We start from the raw sequence: 16,637 nt of genomic DNA, 5'->3' as shown, positions 1-16,637 counted from the left end.
TGTACCCGTCCTCTAGGCTTGTTTTGTTTCATCCTTTTTCTCATGTAACGATTTATAGCGCTGACTAAACTCTGAAACCATCGATTTATCGCCGACTTGTTCATATAAACGGATCAACGCTGGATATAAGTCGTCCAACTCGCTAATGAATTGTACCTTTTCATAATAGTTGACCGCCTGCACATATAAATGGAGGGCTGCTTCCGGGTTGCTCGACTCAATCATTTCCGCTTCAGCCATCTTTGCCAACGATTGTTCATCTTCATTGGCAGCGGTTTGCTGAGCCAAAGTTAAGTAATGGTCAGCCTCAGCAGGCTTCCCGATTAAGAAATAATTCCTTGCAAGAGCATGGTAGGATAAGAACAGATCCTCAGCCATCTGGTTGGTTTCTTTGATTTTTTTCGATTCGCTAAACATCTTGATGGCTTCAATATAACATTGTTGTTTTCCATACAGTACCCCAAGATTATGATACATTCTGGAGCGCATTAATGGCTTTAATTCGAGCGTTTTCATTTTTTCAAAATAATGAATAGCAGTCGGATAGTTCTTCTTCAGCAAGTAAAGTACACCGAGATAGTTCCGAGCTACGGCAAGCCCTTGGTTAGATTCATGTTCTAAACTGAAAGCTTCTAATCGATTCATATAATTGATAGCGCGGTCGTATTCCTTGTTTTCTTTCGCTATCAAAGCGAGATTTTGCATAAGCGATATGACTTCTTCCGGGTCCTGTGTCTTTTCCAGAAGTCTTTCAAAATAAGAGAACGATTCTTCCTTCTTACCTTCATAATAATATTTAAACCCATAGTAATAGAAGAGCGCTTTCTGGAATACTCCGGTTTCTTTTAATACATTAAAACCCGTCAGCATAAAAGATAAATAACCTGTCTCGATTTCTTCAGCTTCTTCTGGTTTGTTCATTTTATAATAATTAACCGCTTGCAGCAGTTTGAAGATGGTTTCCTGCATAATGGATGAAATAGCATATGTCCTGCCAAGCTGTACGAGGGTTTGTTTCGCTTTATCATCATTAGTCAATAGTTCATGCTGTAAGCGCTGTAGCTCCCGGTGGATTACTATGTCTGTTGTACCATAATCCATAAGGTAATTAACTGGAAGCTCCCAATGCTCAGCGAGGTATGCTGCCTGTTCCTCGGTTAATGGCAGCTGGCATTGTAAAATGGCATCCCACTCTTTCTCTACAATCGGGCCATGCTGAAAATCAGGTGCTATGAAACTTTTTATTTTTTGTAAGTAATTCAATCGATTTCCAATATTCATGTGTACCCGTCCTCTATGCTTGTTTCGCATCGCTGTTTTCATTGTGCAGCTGTTCCAGCTTAGCTTGAGAATCATTTGCTTTCTTATATTGTCCCAGTTGTGCAGCCAATTCTGCAAATGCTGGATAAATGGTCTCAAGCTTAGCCTTGATGTGATGGCGTTCGTAATAATCAAGCGCTTTCTCGTACCATATTAGTGCCTGTTCAGGCGCTTCTGTTTCCAATGTCTGTGCCTTCGCTAATATAAGTAATGTTTCTTCGCTTTCGTCTTGCGCATGGGTCTGTGCTTTTTCTAAATATCGTGCTGCATTCCTTTGGTCATTATTAAAATGATACGCTTTGAAGAGTGCGTGATAGGAAAGGAATAAACCATCGTTGATGCCGTAATCTTCTTTCACTTCTTTTCCGGTTTCGTACATCTCAATCGCTTGTTTGAAATTGTCCAATTTGAAATAAAGCACACCCAGATTATGATACAGCCTGGCTGTGAGGCGTGGCGATAAATCCAGCTGCTTCATTTGTTCAAAATAGTGTATCGCCTGGCGATATGCCTTTTTCTCAATATACATAGCACCGATGTAATTAAGTGCGATCGCCAATACTTGTCCATCTTGCTCTTCCTCGCTATAGCGCTTCAGACGCTTCATATAATGAATGACTCGGTCATACTCTCCATTTTCTTTTAAAATCAAGGAAAGATTCTGAATGATAGCAACGATTTCATCACGATCTGCCGTCTTCTCCAGCAATCTGTCAAAATAGGAGAAGGATTCTTCCCGTTTGCCTTCATAGAAATATTTAAAGCCATAGAAATAAAAAAGAGCCCTTTGGAATACCACAGACTCCTTCAAAATGTTATGGTCTGGCAACATGAATGCTAAGTATTCATGTTCAATCTGTTTGACTTGCTCAAATTGTTTATATTTATAATGATACACTGATTTTAGTAAGTAGAAGATGATTTCCTGAGTGATAGATGGAATCGACATCGGTTCAGCTAACCGGGCGATTATTGATTCGTCTGGGTCATGTTTAATCAGAAGCTCATGTTGAAGGTCCTGGAGTAGTCGATGTATCTGTATATCAATCTGGTAAGGTTTCATCAGGTATGCCTGTGGTACCTTCCAAAAACGGGCAAGGTAATTGGCCTGTTCCTCACTCAGCGGAAGACGGCCCTCCTGTATAACTGTCCATTCCTCCGGGAGAATTGGTCCATTTTTTCCTGTTGGATTTTGTAAATTATGGCTATGCATCATATATTGGACCCGGTTTCCGATATTCACAGCGTTTTCCCCTCTTCTGCTAATCTCTCAGTCTAGATCTATCTTAACAAACTATTATAGCACATAACATTACAAAATATGACATAAAAATACCCCAGCACCCTCCTGAATATGGAGAGCACCGGGGTGTGAGCTCAAACACCTAAAAGTATCAGTAAGATGGGAATGGTAATGAGACTAAGTAAAGTAGTTACCAGGGTGATACTTGATACAAGCCCGGGCTTAGCGTCGAACTGGAGTGCATACATTGTTGTCGTAGCGGCTGATGGACAAGCCGCGGCTACAATCAATACTTTAGCCATCATCGGATCCATCGGCAGCATCAGCGTCAACACATAAGCAATTAATGGAGATGCCAGCAGCCGGATGGAAGCAGCATAGCTGATTTTTATCCAGTTCATATTTTTGACCGTTATTTCTGCAAGCTGCATGCCTAAGGTGATCATCATCGTAGGTATTGTGGCATCTCCGACCAGGGTGATGACTGACATCAGACTCTCCGGTACCGGAATCGAACCTAGATTCATAATTAAAGCTACAATCACTGCATAGGTCGGCGGCATTTTCAGTACTGATTGGAACGCCAGCTTAATGCCGGCACTTCCTCTTGCTGCGTAATAAACGCCAAAAAAGTTCATAATAATCGCCTGCAGAACCATAAACGAAACGGCATACATGAAGCCTTCTTTTCCAAAAGCGAACAGGATGATCGGTGTCCCATAGTTTCCGGAATTCATGAATGCAGTAGATAAAATCATGCCGCTTTCAGTCGCCTGGTCGTAGTTTCTGAGTTTAGCGGCCAATTTGTTGATAACTATTATTGCAGCAAGCAAAATAGCAGCAAAAATGACCATCATAACGTATTCCTGATTGAGTTCAGCTTCATAAAAGGTGTTGAATACAAGGTTCGGCAGCATGATGTATAGCGTTATGGTCGCGAGCGACTTGATATCAAGACGGGCTACCAGCTGAATGACATAACCGGCCGCAAAGATGAGCAGTACCGGAAAGACTACCTGAAGAAAAACTGCCATGGAATGGTTCCTTTTCTATTATTATGTGAGAATTGTATTTCCATATTTAAATGTTCCTTTCTCTTTTTGTACCAGTTGAAGTTGGATGCTCTCTTCGCGTTTATATAGGAATGTTCTTTGAAAAAACTTCGATGGTAATTCCTGATTTGCTCTGGATTCCTTACCCTATTTCAAAACCTTTCTACACTCGTTTCCTCGCAATTGCTTTCCGCATTTTCGCCAATGCTTGCTGAGATTGGTCTTTCCTTTTGACACTATAATTGACATACAGTGCATCGAGGATGGATAGTTCAGCCAGCCTTGAAGATAGTGCTTCGGAACGATAGCCGGTCTCAGGAGCCACGGTATACAGACAGACATCGACTGCCTTGCTGAATGGTGATTTGGCATAATTAGTAATTCCAATCGTTTTGGCACCATTGTTTCTGGCAACCTCGATAACTTCAAGCAAATCCTTGTTTGCACCGGTATGGGATATGCATAATGCCACGTCCTCCTCTGCCAGCTGGGATGCCGCCATCAGCTGGACATGGGTATCGGTATAGGCATGGCTCGGTAAACCGCTGCGCATAAATTTATGCTGCCCATCCTGTGCTGCCACCCCAGATCCCCCATTGCCATAAAAATGAATTTGTCTGGCGCCAAGAATATAGGCAAGGGCCTGTTGAAAATTTTTTTCATTTTGTATTTCTCTCGTATATTCAATGGCATTAATGTTTGCCTGGAAAACTTTTTTCATAACTTCCATTTCGGAGTCGTTCTCATCAATTTCTTCATGGATGTCTTTGATCGGGCTGACCAGCTCGGAGGCCAGTGCGATTTTCAATGCCTGATACCCTTTGAAACTGAGCCGCTTACAGAAGCGGAATACAGTTGCATCAGCTACTTTCAAGTCATCCGCGACCTGGTTGATTGATGAATGGACAATTTTTTCCGGCTGGGAAATGATGTAATCAGCAATCTGCTTTTCTTTTTCACTGAATTGCTGATAGGACGATCGAATTCGTTGCATTACGTGCGAAGGCGCTTCAGCCACAATGCATTCCCCCTTTTCTTCAAGACATGTAATCAGTTTAAACGATTTATAATTTAATGAAAAGCAATCTGATGAAATATTTTTTCACAATAATGGGTTGTATCGAAAAAAATTTATTGTATAATCGTAACCAAAGAAAATAATTTTCATTGTTATATTTTAATCTGAAAACGCTTCATAGTTTGGAGGGAAATGGATGAAAACATCTGTCGTACTTGCTATAGATATCGGCACCACCAGTACGAAAACGCTCGCATACGATACTGCGGGACAGATCTGGGCCGAAGTGGAAAAAGGTTACCCGCTTTACTCTCCTGTTCCGACCCATAAAGAGCAGAATCCGGAAGAGATCTATCAGGCAGTGACATATACACTCCAGGAGGCAGCAAAAAAAGCCACTGGAAGGGGTGCTGCCATTGCAGGCATCAGCTTTAGTGCCGCCATGCACAGCCTGCTTGCCCTGGATGAAAACGGCAGGCTTCTGACCAATGTCATCACTTGGGCGGATCAGCGATCAGTGGAAGAGGCAGAAGCCTTAAAAGCAAATGGCGGTCATGAAATTTATCTCAGAACCGGAACGCCGATCCACCCTATGTCACCACTCACAAAGCTGTTATGGTTCCAAAAGCGTGAACCGGGAATTTTTGCCCAGGCGGATAAATGGATTTCAATCAAAGAATATATCATCTACCGCTGGTTTCACCGATTTATTATTGATTATTCGATTGCTTCAGCAACTGGACTTTTCCACTTGGAAAATCTGGAATGGGATCAGGAAGCATTGGAACTGGCCGGGATTTCAGAACAACAACTATCCAAGCCGGGACCTACGACACAAATCATTAATGGAATGGATGATGAATTGGCAGACCGCCTTCACCTCCCGACTGGCACACCAGTAGTAATTGGAGCCAGCGACGGCGTCCTGGCCAATATTGGCGTGGGGGCCATCGATCCAGGGATTGTCGCCTGCTCAATCGGAACGAGCGGCGCCATCCGCACTGTGGTAGATCGCCCCACCGTTGACCCAAAAGGCAGGATTTTCTGCTACGCACTAACCGATGAACAATGGGTAATCGGCGGTCCGATCAATAATGGCGGAATTGCTTTCCGATGGGCTCGTGATGAGCTCTACCCTGATATTAATGATGGGGAGGTGTACAAGGAGCTCACCAGACGAGCCGAAAAGATCCGGCCTGGCGCTGATGGTCTGTTGTTTCTCCCTTATCTGACTGGTGAACGCGCCCCATTCTGGGATGCTGATACGAAGGGCATGTTCTTCGGCCTGACATTGAATCACGGCCGAAACCATATGGTACGAAGCGTACTGGAAGGCGTGATGTTCCAAATGTATTCGGTGGTGATAGCCCTTATTGAAGCAGGTGTTGAGCCGAAGGAATTCCGTGCTGGAGGAGGTTTCGCCCGTTCGGAATTATGGAGGCAGATGATGGCTGATATTTTTGAAGCCGACATCGTCATTCCGGAGAGTCACCAGAGCTCGTGTCTCGGCGCTGCCTGGTTAGCGATGAAAGCCCTTCGGATGGTTGATGACATTTCCAGCGTCAAACAAGTTATCCATACGAAAGTGAAGCACAGCCCGATTGAAGAAAATATTCATGTCTACCGTGACCTGAAGCCGATATTTTTGCGGCTTGCCCGCCAAATGGGCCATGAGTTCAAAGCGATTTCTGACTTTCAGCGAAAGCACGGTCACGGGGATCAGAAACTATCAACTAAGTTAGACTAGAAAGGGGATTTTTGTAATGTATTCAACTGCAGGACTGATTATTACCGCCGTCCTCGGTGTCTTATTGCTATTATTTTTGGTTATGCGTACGAAACTGCAGGCGTTCATCGCGCTCCTGCTCGTCAGTATTATCATTGGACTTGTTGTCGGTATGCCGTTGCAGGATATCATCGGTACGATAGAAAAAGGAATGGGCGGGACGCTAGGGTTTATCGCCGTTATCATCGGACTTGGCGCCATGTTCGGAGAAATGCTTCGGGTATCCGGCGGTGCCGAACGGCTAGCCTTGACGCTCATGGATAAATTCGGTGAAAAGAACATCAGCTGGGCGCTCGGCCTGACAGGATTCATCGTCTCCATTCCGGTATTTTTTGATGTTGCACTGGTCATCCTTGCTCCAATCCTGTACAGCCTGCAACAGAGAACGAAGAAATCGCTGTTATATTTTGGTATCCCGCTATTAGCCGGTCTTGCCGTTACCCACAGCTTCATCCCGCCGACACCAGGACCAATTTCGGTTGCATCCCTGCTTGGCGCTGATCTTGGCTGGGTGATTCTATTCGGTTTCATGGCTGGTATTCCGTCGATGATCATTGCTGGTCCGATCTTCGGTAAGTATATCGCTAAAAAAATCCATATCGGTGTGCCAGAATATATGATGGAACAAATCAGAGAAACAGAGTACGATCGTGACCTTCCCAGCTTCAAAAGTGTCGTCGGCATTATAACCCTGCCGCTGGTATTGATTCTGCTCAATACGACTGCCAGTCTGGTACTCGCGGAAGACAGCCAGCTGCAAAGCATTCTGACATTCATTGGTCACCCATTTGTTGCACTGACGGTTGCAGCACTGCTGACCTTTTATGTCTTCGGTTACAAACGTGGTTATAAAAAAGAAGAAATCCAGCAGATCACCACAAAAGCATTGGAACCAGCCGGTATCATTATCCTGGTTACCGGCGCCGGTGGTGTCTTTGGCGAAATGCTGATCACCTCTGGTATTGGAGACATACTCGCTAACTTGATGAAAGATGTACAAATGCCACTCATCATTTTCGCTTTCATCACTGCGACAATCGTTCGAATTGCCCAGGGATCCGCGACGGTGTCGATGATTACTGCAGCCGGACTAGTTTCCCCGCTGCTCGATTCGTTCCAGGTCAGTGAACCAATGCTTGGTCTGTTAGTGATCGCCATTGCTTCCGGTGCCACGGTCGTTTCCCATGTCAATGATTCAGGGTTCTGGCTAGTCAACCGTTACTTCGGCCTGACTGAGACCCAAACACTGAAATCCTGGACAGTGATGGAAACATTGATTGGCCTTACAGGATTTGGTGTTGCACTTGTGTTAAGTATTTTCGTATAAAAATTATAGAAATGAGGTTTGCCATATGAAAGCAGGTTTAATCGGTTTAGGAAAGATGGGCTTTAACATTGGAGCCCAAATGTTAGAGAAAAATCATGAAGTTGTTGCTTATGATGTAAATGAAGAGTCTGTCGAAAGCTTTAAAAAAGAAGGCGGCAGCGGTGCTGCATCCTATCAGGAGCTTGTTGATCAGCTCGATACCCCACGTGTCATCTGGATGATGGTACCTGCCGGGGAAATCACCGACCAGGTGATCGAAGAATTGTCACCTTTGTTAACTGAGGGAGACATCCTGATTGATGGCGGCAACTCAAATTATAAAAAAACGCTCGCCAATCATGAGAAGCTTAGCGCGAAAGGTATTCAGTTTTTCGATGTCGGAACGAGCGGCGGAATTTCAGGTGCTCGTCATGGAGCCTGCTTTATGATTGGCGGTGACAAAGAAACTTTTGGTACCATCGAGCCATTGTTCCATGATTTATCTGTCGAAGATGGCTACCTATACACTGGAAAAGGCGGCAGCGGCCACTTTTTGAAAATGGTTCACAATGGCATTGAATACGGCATGATGGCTGCTATTGGTGAAGGGTTCGAGCTGCTGGAAAAAAGTCCTTTCGACTATGATTACGAAGAGGTTGCTAAAGTTTGGAACCACGGTTCCGTCATCCGCAGCTGGCTGATGGAACTGATGCAGGATGCTTTCCGTAAAGATGCTAACCTGGATGAAATAAAGGGAGTCATGAACTCTTCCGGAGAAGGAAAGTGGACGGTGGAAACAGCGCTTGATTTCGAGACTCCGGCTCCAGTAATAGCCCTAGCACTGATGATGCGCTATCGATCCCAGGAAACCGATACGTTCACAGGAAAAGTGGTATCCGCTCTTCGTCATGAATTCGGCGGCCACGCTACTGAGAAAAACTAGTTTTTCAAAAAAATAACCCTTGCAAAAGCCGGGTCTTACCCGTCTTTTGCAAGGGTTTTATTAGTTTTGTGTCCTTTTCCATTTATTGAACTCGAGGTACTCTTTGAATTGCTCTTTCGTGACACCTGACTCCATCGCTTCCTTTACGAGTTCCATCCAGTCATTGTCTAAATACTGCTCTTCCTGGTCGCCGTGAATTATGTAATGGATCGAAACATCGAGCTCGGAAGAAATTTTCTCCAGGAATTGAATAGAAGGGTTCGATTGCAAGTTCCGTTCGATTGAGCTCAAGTATGATTTTGCAACGTCTGCCCGTTCCGCCAATTCTGTCAATGATAGTCCACGCTGTTTACGAATCGTCTGGATCCTTTCGCCAATCATGCCCACTCACCTTCTTTCGGAGAAAATTATATCATAAAAAGAAAGGAGAGTGTTCTCTTAGGCACGCCACGAGCCTTTACCTGTGCAACGACTTCTGCTTATCTCTTTTTATCAAGGAAAAAAATGCCCTGATATCATCCTTGCTCATTCCTAACTCTCTTGCCTCTTTCATCAATTCCACCCACTCTGTGTCCAATCCTTCTGTTTTCGACTGTTTTGAAATTGTCATCGATTTAGGATCCTCCAATTAATAGTCTTCCAGGTAGTCCAGCCGCCATAGTAGCATTTCCTTTTAAAAAACGTATCCCTTAGGCCTGCGACTTTGCGCCCTCATTTTTCAACAAGTTTGCCGTTTTCTGAAGAATCTGTCTTATTTATTAAGTAGAATATACTATAGAATGCTTGTTAATGTTTGTAGAATATTGTCAGGCAATCAGTTCTAGTTTTGTCGAATGATAAAAAATGGAAATTTAATAGGGTTTAAGGGGTTGTTTTTGAGTATTTAGACTCATTAAAAGGCTTATTGCGTTACCTATAAGAAAGAAAGGCGAAATAAATAAACGTCCAGGGAGGAAACCCTGGACGTTTTTGTGTTGTTGTTTTTTCAATTTTTTTAATCATCCATGTTATTGAAAGAAGGAATTAGGTTATTTCCACATCTGCCACCCTTATTGATCTTTCAATCGTTTGACTGCCGCTGAAAAGTGTTCATTTTCTTCTTTTAGAATAGTTCGAGCTTTATCCGCTTCGATTTGGAACATTAGCATCAGGATGGCGATTCGTGCATCTCCTTCTGCCTTGACACTCGCCTCGCGTGCGTCTGATTCAGAGGCGCCGGTCAGCTCCTGGATGATGGATACCGAGCGATGTTTCAGTTTTTCGTTGGTCGCCTGGACATTCACCATTAAATTTTTATAGACTTTTCCGGTTTTGACCATGGAGGCGGTCGAGAGCATATTCAGGACCATCTTCTGGGCAGAACCGGCTTTCAGCCTGGTCGATCCGGTCAACACCTCTGGCCCGACTAATGCTTCAATTGGGTAGTCGACTGCTGACGTCAATGGCGTGTTATCATTGCAGGTCAGTCCGACTGTTTTTGCTCCAAGGCGCTTGGCTGCGTCGACGGCACCCAATACATAAGGCGTACGCCCGCTTGAAGCAATACCTACCACGACATCTTTTGGACCAGCCGCTTCCTGGATCGCTCTTTCACCTTCGTCCCAATCATCTTCCGCATTTTCGATCGCATGCCTCAACGCATTATCTCCACCAGCGATGATACCCTGGACCAGGGTTTCCGGAACCCCGAATGTCGGGGGACATTCGGAAGCGTCAAGCACACCCAGCCTGCCACTTGTTCCAGCCCCTATGTATAGTAACCGGCCCCCTTGATTCAATGCGGCGACAATGACATCAATCGCTGCTTCGATCTGCGGGAGGCTTTTTTCAATCGCAGCAGGAACGGTGCGGTCTTCCTCGTTCATCAGCCTGATGATTTCCATGGTCGATAATTCATCCAGTTGGTGGGACTTGCTGTGTCTTGACTCGGTTAACGTTCTTTCTTTTGTGTCACCCATTCATTCAGCCCCCAATTTCTCTGTTTTTGATTGGACTTGCTTATATGACTCTTTCATGGTGGTTATCGCTGTATCGGTCACCGATATACCTGCTTCAAGTAAGGCACAGCAGTACGCACCAACGGCCGGCGGCATTTCCGCTTGTAAAAATTCAACCTTGGGATTGAAACGTATATCGCTTTTGTGTCGGAATAATTCCGTAAAGTATCGGGATTGAAAAATTCCGCCCGCCAGAACGATTGGTGATACAGCGTTTGCTTTTTTCCTATGTGCTTCGATCAACTGTAACAGCTCTTCTATCGCAGTTTCCACGATGCTCTCTGCAACCGTATCGCCCTCCGATACGGCCGCTATCACTTCATTTGCTGTTGAGGCGATCACCTGCCTCGGATATTCATGTTCGTAAATGAACGTAATCAATTCTTCCGGGCTTTTTAAACCAAATCGCTTCAATAAACGATCCGTCAATGCGGTTGCTCCCTGCCTGCCATCATACGCTTGCATGACTGCCTGCAGTCCGCGCCTGCCGATATCAAACCCGCTTCCTTCATCGCCAAGCAGGTAGCCCCACCCCCCGGTACGTATCGGATCAGCTCCGGGCTGAAACGAATAGATGATTGAACCGGTTCCGGCAATCAGTACAGTCCCTTGTTTAGAAAAAGTCGTGCCAGCCAGTGCGGCAATCGCATCATTTTCTACGGTAATAGCGCAGTCAGCACCAACAATGTCACTTATCCATGACTTCCAGCGATGCTTATCTTCCCTGCGGTCGCCGCCAGCTGCCGCTACGAAAATATGCTCCGGGGTAGTGGCAATAGCGTCCTTAAGCAACTGGTGGACAGTATTTCTCACCTGGGTTTCCTTTCGTGACTTCAAGTTCGTGGACGCTCCTGTTTTCGACAACATCACATTTCCGGTCTCATCACCGATGACAAGCTCTGTTTTCGTGCCTCCGCCATCAATTCCGATAAAGTATCTGTTATTTGATGGCACCGGCAGTCAGTCCTTCCATGAACTGTTTTGAAGCGATGAAGAAAAGAATCATCATCGGCAGCGAAGATAATGTCAGTCCTGCGAATAACGCTCCCCAATCGGCAGAATACTCACCGAACAACGACAGCATCCCGACTGGAATCGTCTTTTTCATTTCATTCGAGATGAAGATGAGCGGGAAAAAGAAATCGTTCCACGCCTGAATGAAGTTGATGATCATGACCGTTCCAAGCGCCGGACGCATCAATGGCAAGAGGACATTCCATAAAATCCGGAGATCGGTCGCGCCATCGATCCGGGCCGCTTCTTCCAGCTCGATCGGCATTGTCCGGAAAAAACCTGTCAAAATCAGTATCGATAATGGAATTCCGGTGGCCGTGTAGATGAAGATCAATGACCATAACGAGTTGGTCAGTCCAAGGTCTTTCATCAAAATGAATAAGGGCACGATTCCTAACTTGATCGGAATCATCATCCCCATCAGGAAAAAGAAAAACAGCGCGTTATTCCACCAGAAGGTATACCGGGCGATATAGAAAGCCGCAAGCGAGCCGCAAATTAATATCAACAGCACCGCCGTTACACTTACGACGACGCTATTATAGAAGTATGTCATGAACGGCACTTGCTCAAGCAGGTTCCGGTAAGGTTCCAAACTGAAACTTTTCGGAAGGGACAACGGATTCATGAAAATTTCGTTGCTTGGCTTGAAGGAGGACATGATCATCAGGAATATCGGATACAAACTGATGGATGCGACTACAAAAGCAATGACGTAATACAGCGGCCTGGTCCAGATGTTTTGTTTCATGTTCATCCCCTCCTACATTTCTACTTCTTTTTTCCTCATGAAATAAAGCAAGATTGCTGTGAAAACCGATATAAATAGGAACAACACGACTGCCAATGCCGACCCTAACCCAATCGCAGACGATCCGCCGCCGGATGACCCGCCGAACGCAAGACGATAGAAATAGATTGCCAGTGTGTCGGTTGAATGGTACGGCTCCCCTTGCGACCCCTGCATGGCATACACGAGCTCGAATGCCTCGAACGACTGGATGAATGTCAGCACAGTGATGATAGTAATCGCAGGCATCATCAATGGGATAATGATTTTGCTCATCATCTTCCACCCTTTGGCACCGTCCAACGTCGCGGCCTCAATCAATTCGTGAGGGATCGATTGCATACCCGCCAGGAAAATCAACACAGCAAACCCTAAACCGAACCACGAGTTTACGAGAATGATAGCTGTCAGTGCCGTATCCGGATCGCCAAGCCACGCTTTTTGCAGCGATTCCAGACCGAATTTTCCTAAAATCACATTGAGTGCCCCGAAGTTCGGGTTCAATATCAGTTTCCAGAGGAAACCGACAACGATAATCGATAGCAGACGAGGCATGAAGAAGGCGATTTTGAAGAATTCCGCCCCTTTGATTTTTTTATAAATGATGAATGCGAGTATGAATGCCAGCCCGTTCTGTGCAATCAACTGTCCTAAGAAGTAAACGATATTGTGCTGGAAAGCATTCCAGAATAACTCTTTATATGGCTCCAGTGAAAATAGAGCCTGGAAGTTTTCCAGTCCGATGAATGCACCACGGACGAGTCCATCCCAATCAAATAAACTGTATGTAAATGCAGCAAGAATTGGATAAACAATAAATAGTCCATAAATAACTAAGGCGGGAATAGGGAAAAGATGGATGGCCCATCTTTTCCATTTCCTTTTGGTTTTCGTTTTTGCAGCTGGCTTGTTGACAGCTTTGACTTGAGATTCAGCAGTATTCAACGTATTCACCGCCTTGATTAATTATTTTTGAAAAGGCTCGTAGTAGCTTTCCGCACTTTTTTGGACCGCTTCGGCTACTCCTTCAGGTGTCTGTTCTCCTAAATACATACCTTGCAGTTCTGTTTCCAAGGTTGCTTTCGTTGATGGATTTCCTTTTGCGAAATGTACCAGAATCAGGTATGGTGTAGAGTTTTCCTCTGCCGCTTTGGCTAGATCGCTGACCAGCTGGTTATCGGATTGGACACCAGGCACAGCGCTGACCATGCTGAATTCTTCCGTGAACATTTGACCGAACTCTTCTGTCGTCATCCACTCTAGGAACTTCTTCGCTTCTTCTTTATGTTCAGAGTTAGCATTGATCGCGTAAGATCCATCCACCCATGTCGTGATGGTAGGTTCTTTGCCGACAGCAGATGGCATCGTGAAGAAATCAAGCTGCAGGTCAGGGTTCATTTCCTTCAATACTTCGATTTCCCAGCTTCCCAACGGGAACATCGCTGCTTTTTCTGTAAAGAATAAGGTACGGATGTCTTCCATTCCAAGACCTTCATAGTTGTCCGGGAAGTAAGCTTTTAATTCGTCCATCGCCTCGATAGAAGCCTTGAACTCATCACTGACAAAATTGGTTTCTCCGTTTTCAATTTTTTCAACGAATTCGTTAGCTCCATATTGAGATGGTCCGACGATTCCGTGCATCAAAGACATCAGCCAGCCTTCTTTGGTACCCATCGCAAGCGGCGTGTACCCTTCCTTTTTCAAAGTTTCATTGATTTCAATGAACTCTTCATAGGTTTGTGGTTCTTCCAATCCCAGTTCATCAAAAATCTTCTTATTATAGAACATTTGCGTCGTACTCATGTTCAACGGAACACCATATTGCGTACCACCAGAACCTTGCGCTGCCATTAAAGATGATTCAGGGAATGTATCCAATCCATTAAGATCGTCAATCGGCTCTAGGTAACCTGCATCAGCGAGCTCAGCACCCGCTGCATAAGGACGAAGCTGAAGGATGTCTGGTCCTTCTCCACTTTTCAATTCCGTGTTCAAAATCGTATTGTATTCGGTATTTTTCGATGGTTTGAACTCTAACTTGATGTCAGGATGCTTTTCGTTGAAAGCTTCAAACAGCTTTTCGTACTTTGCTGTATCTTCCGTCCGCCAGCTCCCGACTTCCAATGTAACAGCATCGCTGTTCTCTTCGTTACTGCTGTCGCCGCCTTCTTCTGACCCTGCATCTGACGAACAGCCGGTTAAAATCAAAATGAACGCTAAAAATCCAATCATCCAACCTTTCGTGATTTTCCCCATTTTCTTACCTCCTGTAAAAATAAATTTTTATTTTGCAAAACATTGATGCACATGACTGTGTAATTCTTTACGAATCATTTTCAGGTTATGACTTCTTCCATAATGCACGACATTCGTCAGAAAAACGGTTATGATTTCATCTTTTGGATTGATCCAGAGGCTCGTGCCGGTGAAGCCGGTATGGCCGAACGATCCTTTCGGCCAAAGCTCTCCGCATGAAGGCGGCGGTCCTTTGCTGTTCCAAACCTCCCAGCCGAGCCCGCGGCCTTGCTTATGTTCCTGGCTCGCTCCTTTAAGTAAGGACGGAGCAATCACAGCCTGTGAACCAGGGTAGAGCCATTTCAGCCCATAGGCTTCTATGTCTTCAGCAGTGGTAAACAACCCGGCGTTTCCACTTACCCCGCCCATCTGGAATGCTTTTTCATCATGGACCTCTCCCTGGAGAAACTGCCCGTTGTCCCATTCGGTCGAGGCCGTTTCCGTCTTCTGTTTTTCGGTTAGTAGATATGTAGTGTTGGGCATGTTCCAGTGTGGGTAAAGCTCTGTTTCTACCAGGTGATTTAAAGTTTTTCCACTGATTCTTTCTATTACTTTTCCCAGTAATATCATGCCAAGGTCTGTGTATTTCACTGTCTCACCTGGTTGGGTGACAAGTTTTGAAGTGAGTACTTCATGAAAGACATTCCGTTTATGATACCGGCTTTTATGAGATAAGTCGGCGGATAGTCCTGCTGTGTGGGTCAATAGATGATAGATGGTGATGGGCTTGAAGGTGAATTCTGGGATGTAGTGTTGAACCGGTGCATGAAGGTCCAGTTTTTCCTGATTGATCAGAAAAAGAGCTGCCGGCAGCGTCGCCATTACTTTCGTTAACGAGGCTGCATCAAACCGCGTAGACGTTGTAATTTTCTTACTGGCCCCGTCTCTGGCCTGGTAACCCCCGAACGCCTTGAAATATTTCCGTTCCCCTTTGACATTAATTAGAACGACGGCGCCTGGAATCTCCCGGTTTTCCACGAGATGCTGCATGTAGGTTGTGATCACTTAATCATTTTCACCACCTTTCTTGTTTTATCAAGGGCTTCGATGTTAGCCGCTTGATTGGAACGCGTGATTCCGAGAAACAAAATATCAATGACATTTAATTGGGCAATTCGTGAGCTGGTGGCACCGCTTCGGATGTTTTTTTCCAATGAGGTGGTATATAAAGCAATGTCAGCCAGGGTTGATACTGGATTTTCACCCATTTTTGTAAGCGTAATGATCGTTGCTCCATTTTCTTTGGCGACCTTCAAGGACTCGTAGATATCACGAGTCTGGCCGCTGTAGGAGACCCCAAATGCGACATCCTCTTTCGTCAGGTTGGCTGAAATCGTCAGCTGGGCATCGATATCGAGACCGACTTCGCACCAGTTATCGATCCTGGTCAGTTTCTGCTTGAAATCCTGTGCGATGAAACCGGAAGCACCAATGCCATAAACCGCAATCTTGCGTGCTTTGGTCATCAATTGGATGGCGGCTTCCACATCTTCGGGTGCCAGGATATTGAGTGTATTTTCCAGGGACTGTATATTGTTATAGGAGACATTGTTGATGAGCGACTCGATAGAATCGTCATCAGGGATGTCCTGGTATTTTTCTGTCGATGTTTCAAATACAGCCATTTCCCTTGCGATGGTCAACTTGAGATCTTGAAAACCCTTACATTTAAGCTTTTTTGAAAGCCGGATGATTGTCGCTTCACTCACTTCGGTTTTCTCTGCGAGCTTCTGAATCGATAAATTCACGACTTCATCGGGATGCTGCAAAATGTAATCGGCTACTTTCTTTTCAGAAGGCTTACAGCTGTCCAGCGCTTCCTGTATAAAAATCAATTGATTGCTCATATGCTTTGCTCCAATATCAAATATTT

The 16,637-nt window shown here is 45.0% G+C and carries 16 protein-coding genes and 1 riboswitch; of the genes, 3 read left to right on the top strand and 13 right to left on the bottom strand.

Going from position 1 to position 16,637, the window contains the following annotated elements; all coding sequences use genetic code 11:
- Positions 1 to 12: 12 nt before the first annotated feature.
- The 4 genes from ACGTN9_RS02955 to ACGTN9_RS02940 all read right to left on the bottom strand — a co-directional run bounded on the left by ACGTN9_RS02955 (position 13) and on the right by ACGTN9_RS02940 (position 4,633).
- The gene (locus tag ACGTN9_RS02955; protein ID WP_499590348.1) at positions 13 to 1,281 is read right to left on the bottom strand and encodes a tetratricopeptide repeat protein; all 1,269 of its coding nucleotides are present in this window, start codon (positions 1,279 to 1,281) and stop codon (positions 13 to 15) included.
- 13 nt (positions 1,282 to 1,294) lie between these two features.
- A complete protein-coding gene (locus tag ACGTN9_RS02950) occupies positions 1,295 to 2,563 on the bottom strand; it encodes a tetratricopeptide repeat protein (protein WP_499590347.1) in 1,269 nt (422 codons plus the stop codon).
- A 134-nt stretch (positions 2,564 to 2,697) separates the two neighbouring features.
- Positions 2,698 to 3,597 (bottom strand): AEC family transporter, encoded by a 900-nt coding sequence (locus ACGTN9_RS02945; protein ID WP_499590345.1) that lies wholly within the window; start codon positions 3,595 to 3,597, stop codon positions 2,698 to 2,700.
- A gap of 181 nt (positions 3,598 to 3,778) precedes the next feature.
- A complete protein-coding gene (locus ACGTN9_RS02940) occupies positions 3,779 to 4,633 on the bottom strand; it encodes a MurR/RpiR family transcriptional regulator (protein ID WP_499590343.1) in 855 nt (284 codons plus the stop codon).
- Positions 4,634 to 4,829: 196 nt separating this feature from the next.
- Between ACGTN9_RS02940 and gntK the strand changes: the two genes are divergently transcribed.
- From gntK to gnd, 3 genes are read left to right on the top strand one after another with little or no spacing between them, the layout of a single operon-like run.
- A complete protein-coding gene (gntK, locus tag ACGTN9_RS02935; protein ID WP_499590341.1) occupies positions 4,830 to 6,380 on the top strand; it encodes a gluconokinase in 1,551 nt (516 codons plus the stop codon).
- 16 nt (positions 6,381 to 6,396) lie between these two features.
- A complete protein-coding gene (locus ACGTN9_RS02930) occupies positions 6,397 to 7,746 on the top strand; it encodes a GntP family permease (RefSeq protein WP_499590339.1) in 1,350 nt (449 codons plus the stop codon).
- 25 nt (positions 7,747 to 7,771) lie between these two features.
- Positions 7,772 to 8,668, top strand: coding sequence for a phosphogluconate dehydrogenase (NAD(+)-dependent, decarboxylating) (gene gnd, locus ACGTN9_RS02925; protein WP_499590337.1), 897 nt, complete (start codon positions 7,772 to 7,774; stop codon positions 8,666 to 8,668).
- 60 nt (positions 8,669 to 8,728) lie between these two features.
- Here the strand turns inward: gnd and ACGTN9_RS02920 are convergent, their stop codons facing one another.
- The 9 genes from ACGTN9_RS02920 to ACGTN9_RS02880 form a co-directional block, all read right to left on the bottom strand.
- Positions 8,729 to 9,049 (bottom strand): helix-turn-helix domain-containing protein, encoded by a 321-nt coding sequence (locus tag ACGTN9_RS02920; RefSeq protein ID WP_499590335.1) that lies wholly within the window; start codon positions 9,047 to 9,049, stop codon positions 8,729 to 8,731.
- Positions 9,050 to 9,125: 76 nt separating this feature from the next.
- On the bottom strand, positions 9,126 to 9,278 hold the full coding sequence (locus ACGTN9_RS02915) for an anti-repressor SinI family protein (protein ID WP_499590333.1): 153 nt from the start codon (positions 9,276 to 9,278) through the stop codon (positions 9,126 to 9,128).
- A gap of 29 nt (positions 9,279 to 9,307) precedes the next feature.
- A riboswitch (cyclic di-GMP riboswitch) is annotated at positions 9,308 to 9,410 on the bottom strand.
- A 307-nt stretch (positions 9,411 to 9,717) separates the two neighbouring features.
- On the bottom strand, positions 9,718 to 10,626 hold the full coding sequence (gene murQ / locus ACGTN9_RS02910) for an N-acetylmuramic acid 6-phosphate etherase (RefSeq protein ID WP_499590331.1): 909 nt from the start codon (positions 10,624 to 10,626) through the stop codon (positions 9,718 to 9,720).
- On the bottom strand, positions 10,627 to 11,619 hold the full coding sequence (locus ACGTN9_RS02905) for an N-acetylglucosamine kinase (RefSeq protein ID WP_499590329.1): 993 nt from the start codon (positions 11,617 to 11,619) through the stop codon (positions 10,627 to 10,629). It abuts the gene before it with no gap.
- On the bottom strand, positions 11,606 to 12,430 hold the full coding sequence (locus ACGTN9_RS02900; protein WP_028784064.1) for a carbohydrate ABC transporter permease: 825 nt from the start codon (positions 12,428 to 12,430) through the stop codon (positions 11,606 to 11,608). Before ACGTN9_RS02900 ends, ACGTN9_RS02905 begins: the two co-directional genes overlap by 14 nt.
- A 12-nt stretch (positions 12,431 to 12,442) precedes the next feature.
- Positions 12,443 to 13,330 (bottom strand): carbohydrate ABC transporter permease, encoded by an 888-nt coding sequence (locus tag ACGTN9_RS02895; protein WP_499590528.1) that lies wholly within the window; start codon positions 13,328 to 13,330, stop codon positions 12,443 to 12,445.
- A 105-nt stretch (positions 13,331 to 13,435) separates the two neighbouring features.
- Positions 13,436 to 14,725: an ABC transporter substrate-binding protein gene (locus tag ACGTN9_RS02890; protein WP_499590327.1), complete on the bottom strand. Its 1,290-nt coding sequence runs from the start codon at positions 14,723 to 14,725 to the stop codon at positions 13,436 to 13,438.
- 27 nt (positions 14,726 to 14,752) lie between these two features.
- Entirely contained in the window at positions 14,753 to 15,769 is a 1,017-nt protein-coding gene (locus tag ACGTN9_RS02885; RefSeq protein ID WP_499590325.1) for a serine hydrolase domain-containing protein, read from the bottom strand.
- A complete protein-coding gene (locus ACGTN9_RS02880; RefSeq protein WP_499590323.1) occupies positions 15,766 to 16,611 on the bottom strand; it encodes a MurR/RpiR family transcriptional regulator in 846 nt (281 codons plus the stop codon). Before ACGTN9_RS02880 ends, ACGTN9_RS02885 begins: the two co-directional genes overlap by 4 nt.
- Positions 16,612 to 16,637: the final 26 nt, after the last annotated feature.

The organism is Halobacillus sp. B23F22_5 (assembly GCF_043497085.1).
In the GTDB taxonomy this organism is placed as follows: domain Bacteria; phylum Bacillota; class Bacilli; order Bacillales; family Halobacillaceae; genus Thalassobacillus.
The sequence above is the reverse complement of the archived record's forward strand: the minus strand, read 5'-3'. Positions and strand labels throughout refer to the sequence as shown.

What these genes read in the sequence shown, in the direction of transcription:
- ACGTN9_RS02920 (WP_499590335.1), bottom strand. Translation starts at nt 9,049, where the DNA reads ATGATTGGCGAAAGGATCCAGACGATTCGTAAACAGCGTGGACTATCA.
- ACGTN9_RS02880 (WP_499590323.1), bottom strand. Translation starts at nt 16,611, where the DNA reads ATGAGCAATCAATTGATTTTTATACAGGAAGCGCTGGACAGCTGTAAG.
- ACGTN9_RS02900 (WP_028784064.1), bottom strand. Translation starts at nt 12,430, where the DNA reads ATGAAACAAAACATCTGGACCAGGCCGCTGTATTACGTCATTGCTTTT.
- murQ (WP_499590331.1), bottom strand. Translation starts at nt 10,626, where the DNA reads ATGGGTGACACAAAAGAAAGAACGTTAACCGAGTCAAGACACAGCAAG.
- ACGTN9_RS02890 (WP_499590327.1), bottom strand. Translation starts at nt 14,725, where the DNA reads ATGGGGAAAATCACGAAAGGTTGGATGATTGGATTTTTAGCGTTCATT.
- ACGTN9_RS02945 (WP_499590345.1), bottom strand. Translation starts at nt 3,597, where the DNA reads ATGGCAGTTTTTCTTCAGGTAGTCTTTCCGGTACTGCTCATCTTTGCG.
- ACGTN9_RS02930 (WP_499590339.1), top strand. Translation starts at nt 6,397, where the DNA reads ATGTATTCAACTGCAGGACTGATTATTACCGCCGTCCTCGGTGTCTTA.
- ACGTN9_RS02915 (WP_499590333.1), bottom strand. Translation starts at nt 9,278, where the DNA reads ATGACAATTTCAAAACAGTCGAAAACAGAAGGATTGGACACAGAGTGG.
- gntK (WP_499590341.1), top strand. Translation starts at nt 4,830, where the DNA reads ATGAAAACATCTGTCGTACTTGCTATAGATATCGGCACCACCAGTACG.
- gnd (WP_499590337.1), top strand. Translation starts at nt 7,772, where the DNA reads ATGAAAGCAGGTTTAATCGGTTTAGGAAAGATGGGCTTTAACATTGGA.
- ACGTN9_RS02955 (WP_499590348.1), bottom strand. Translation starts at nt 1,281, where the DNA reads ATGAATATTGGAAATCGATTGAATTACTTACAAAAAATAAAAAGTTTC.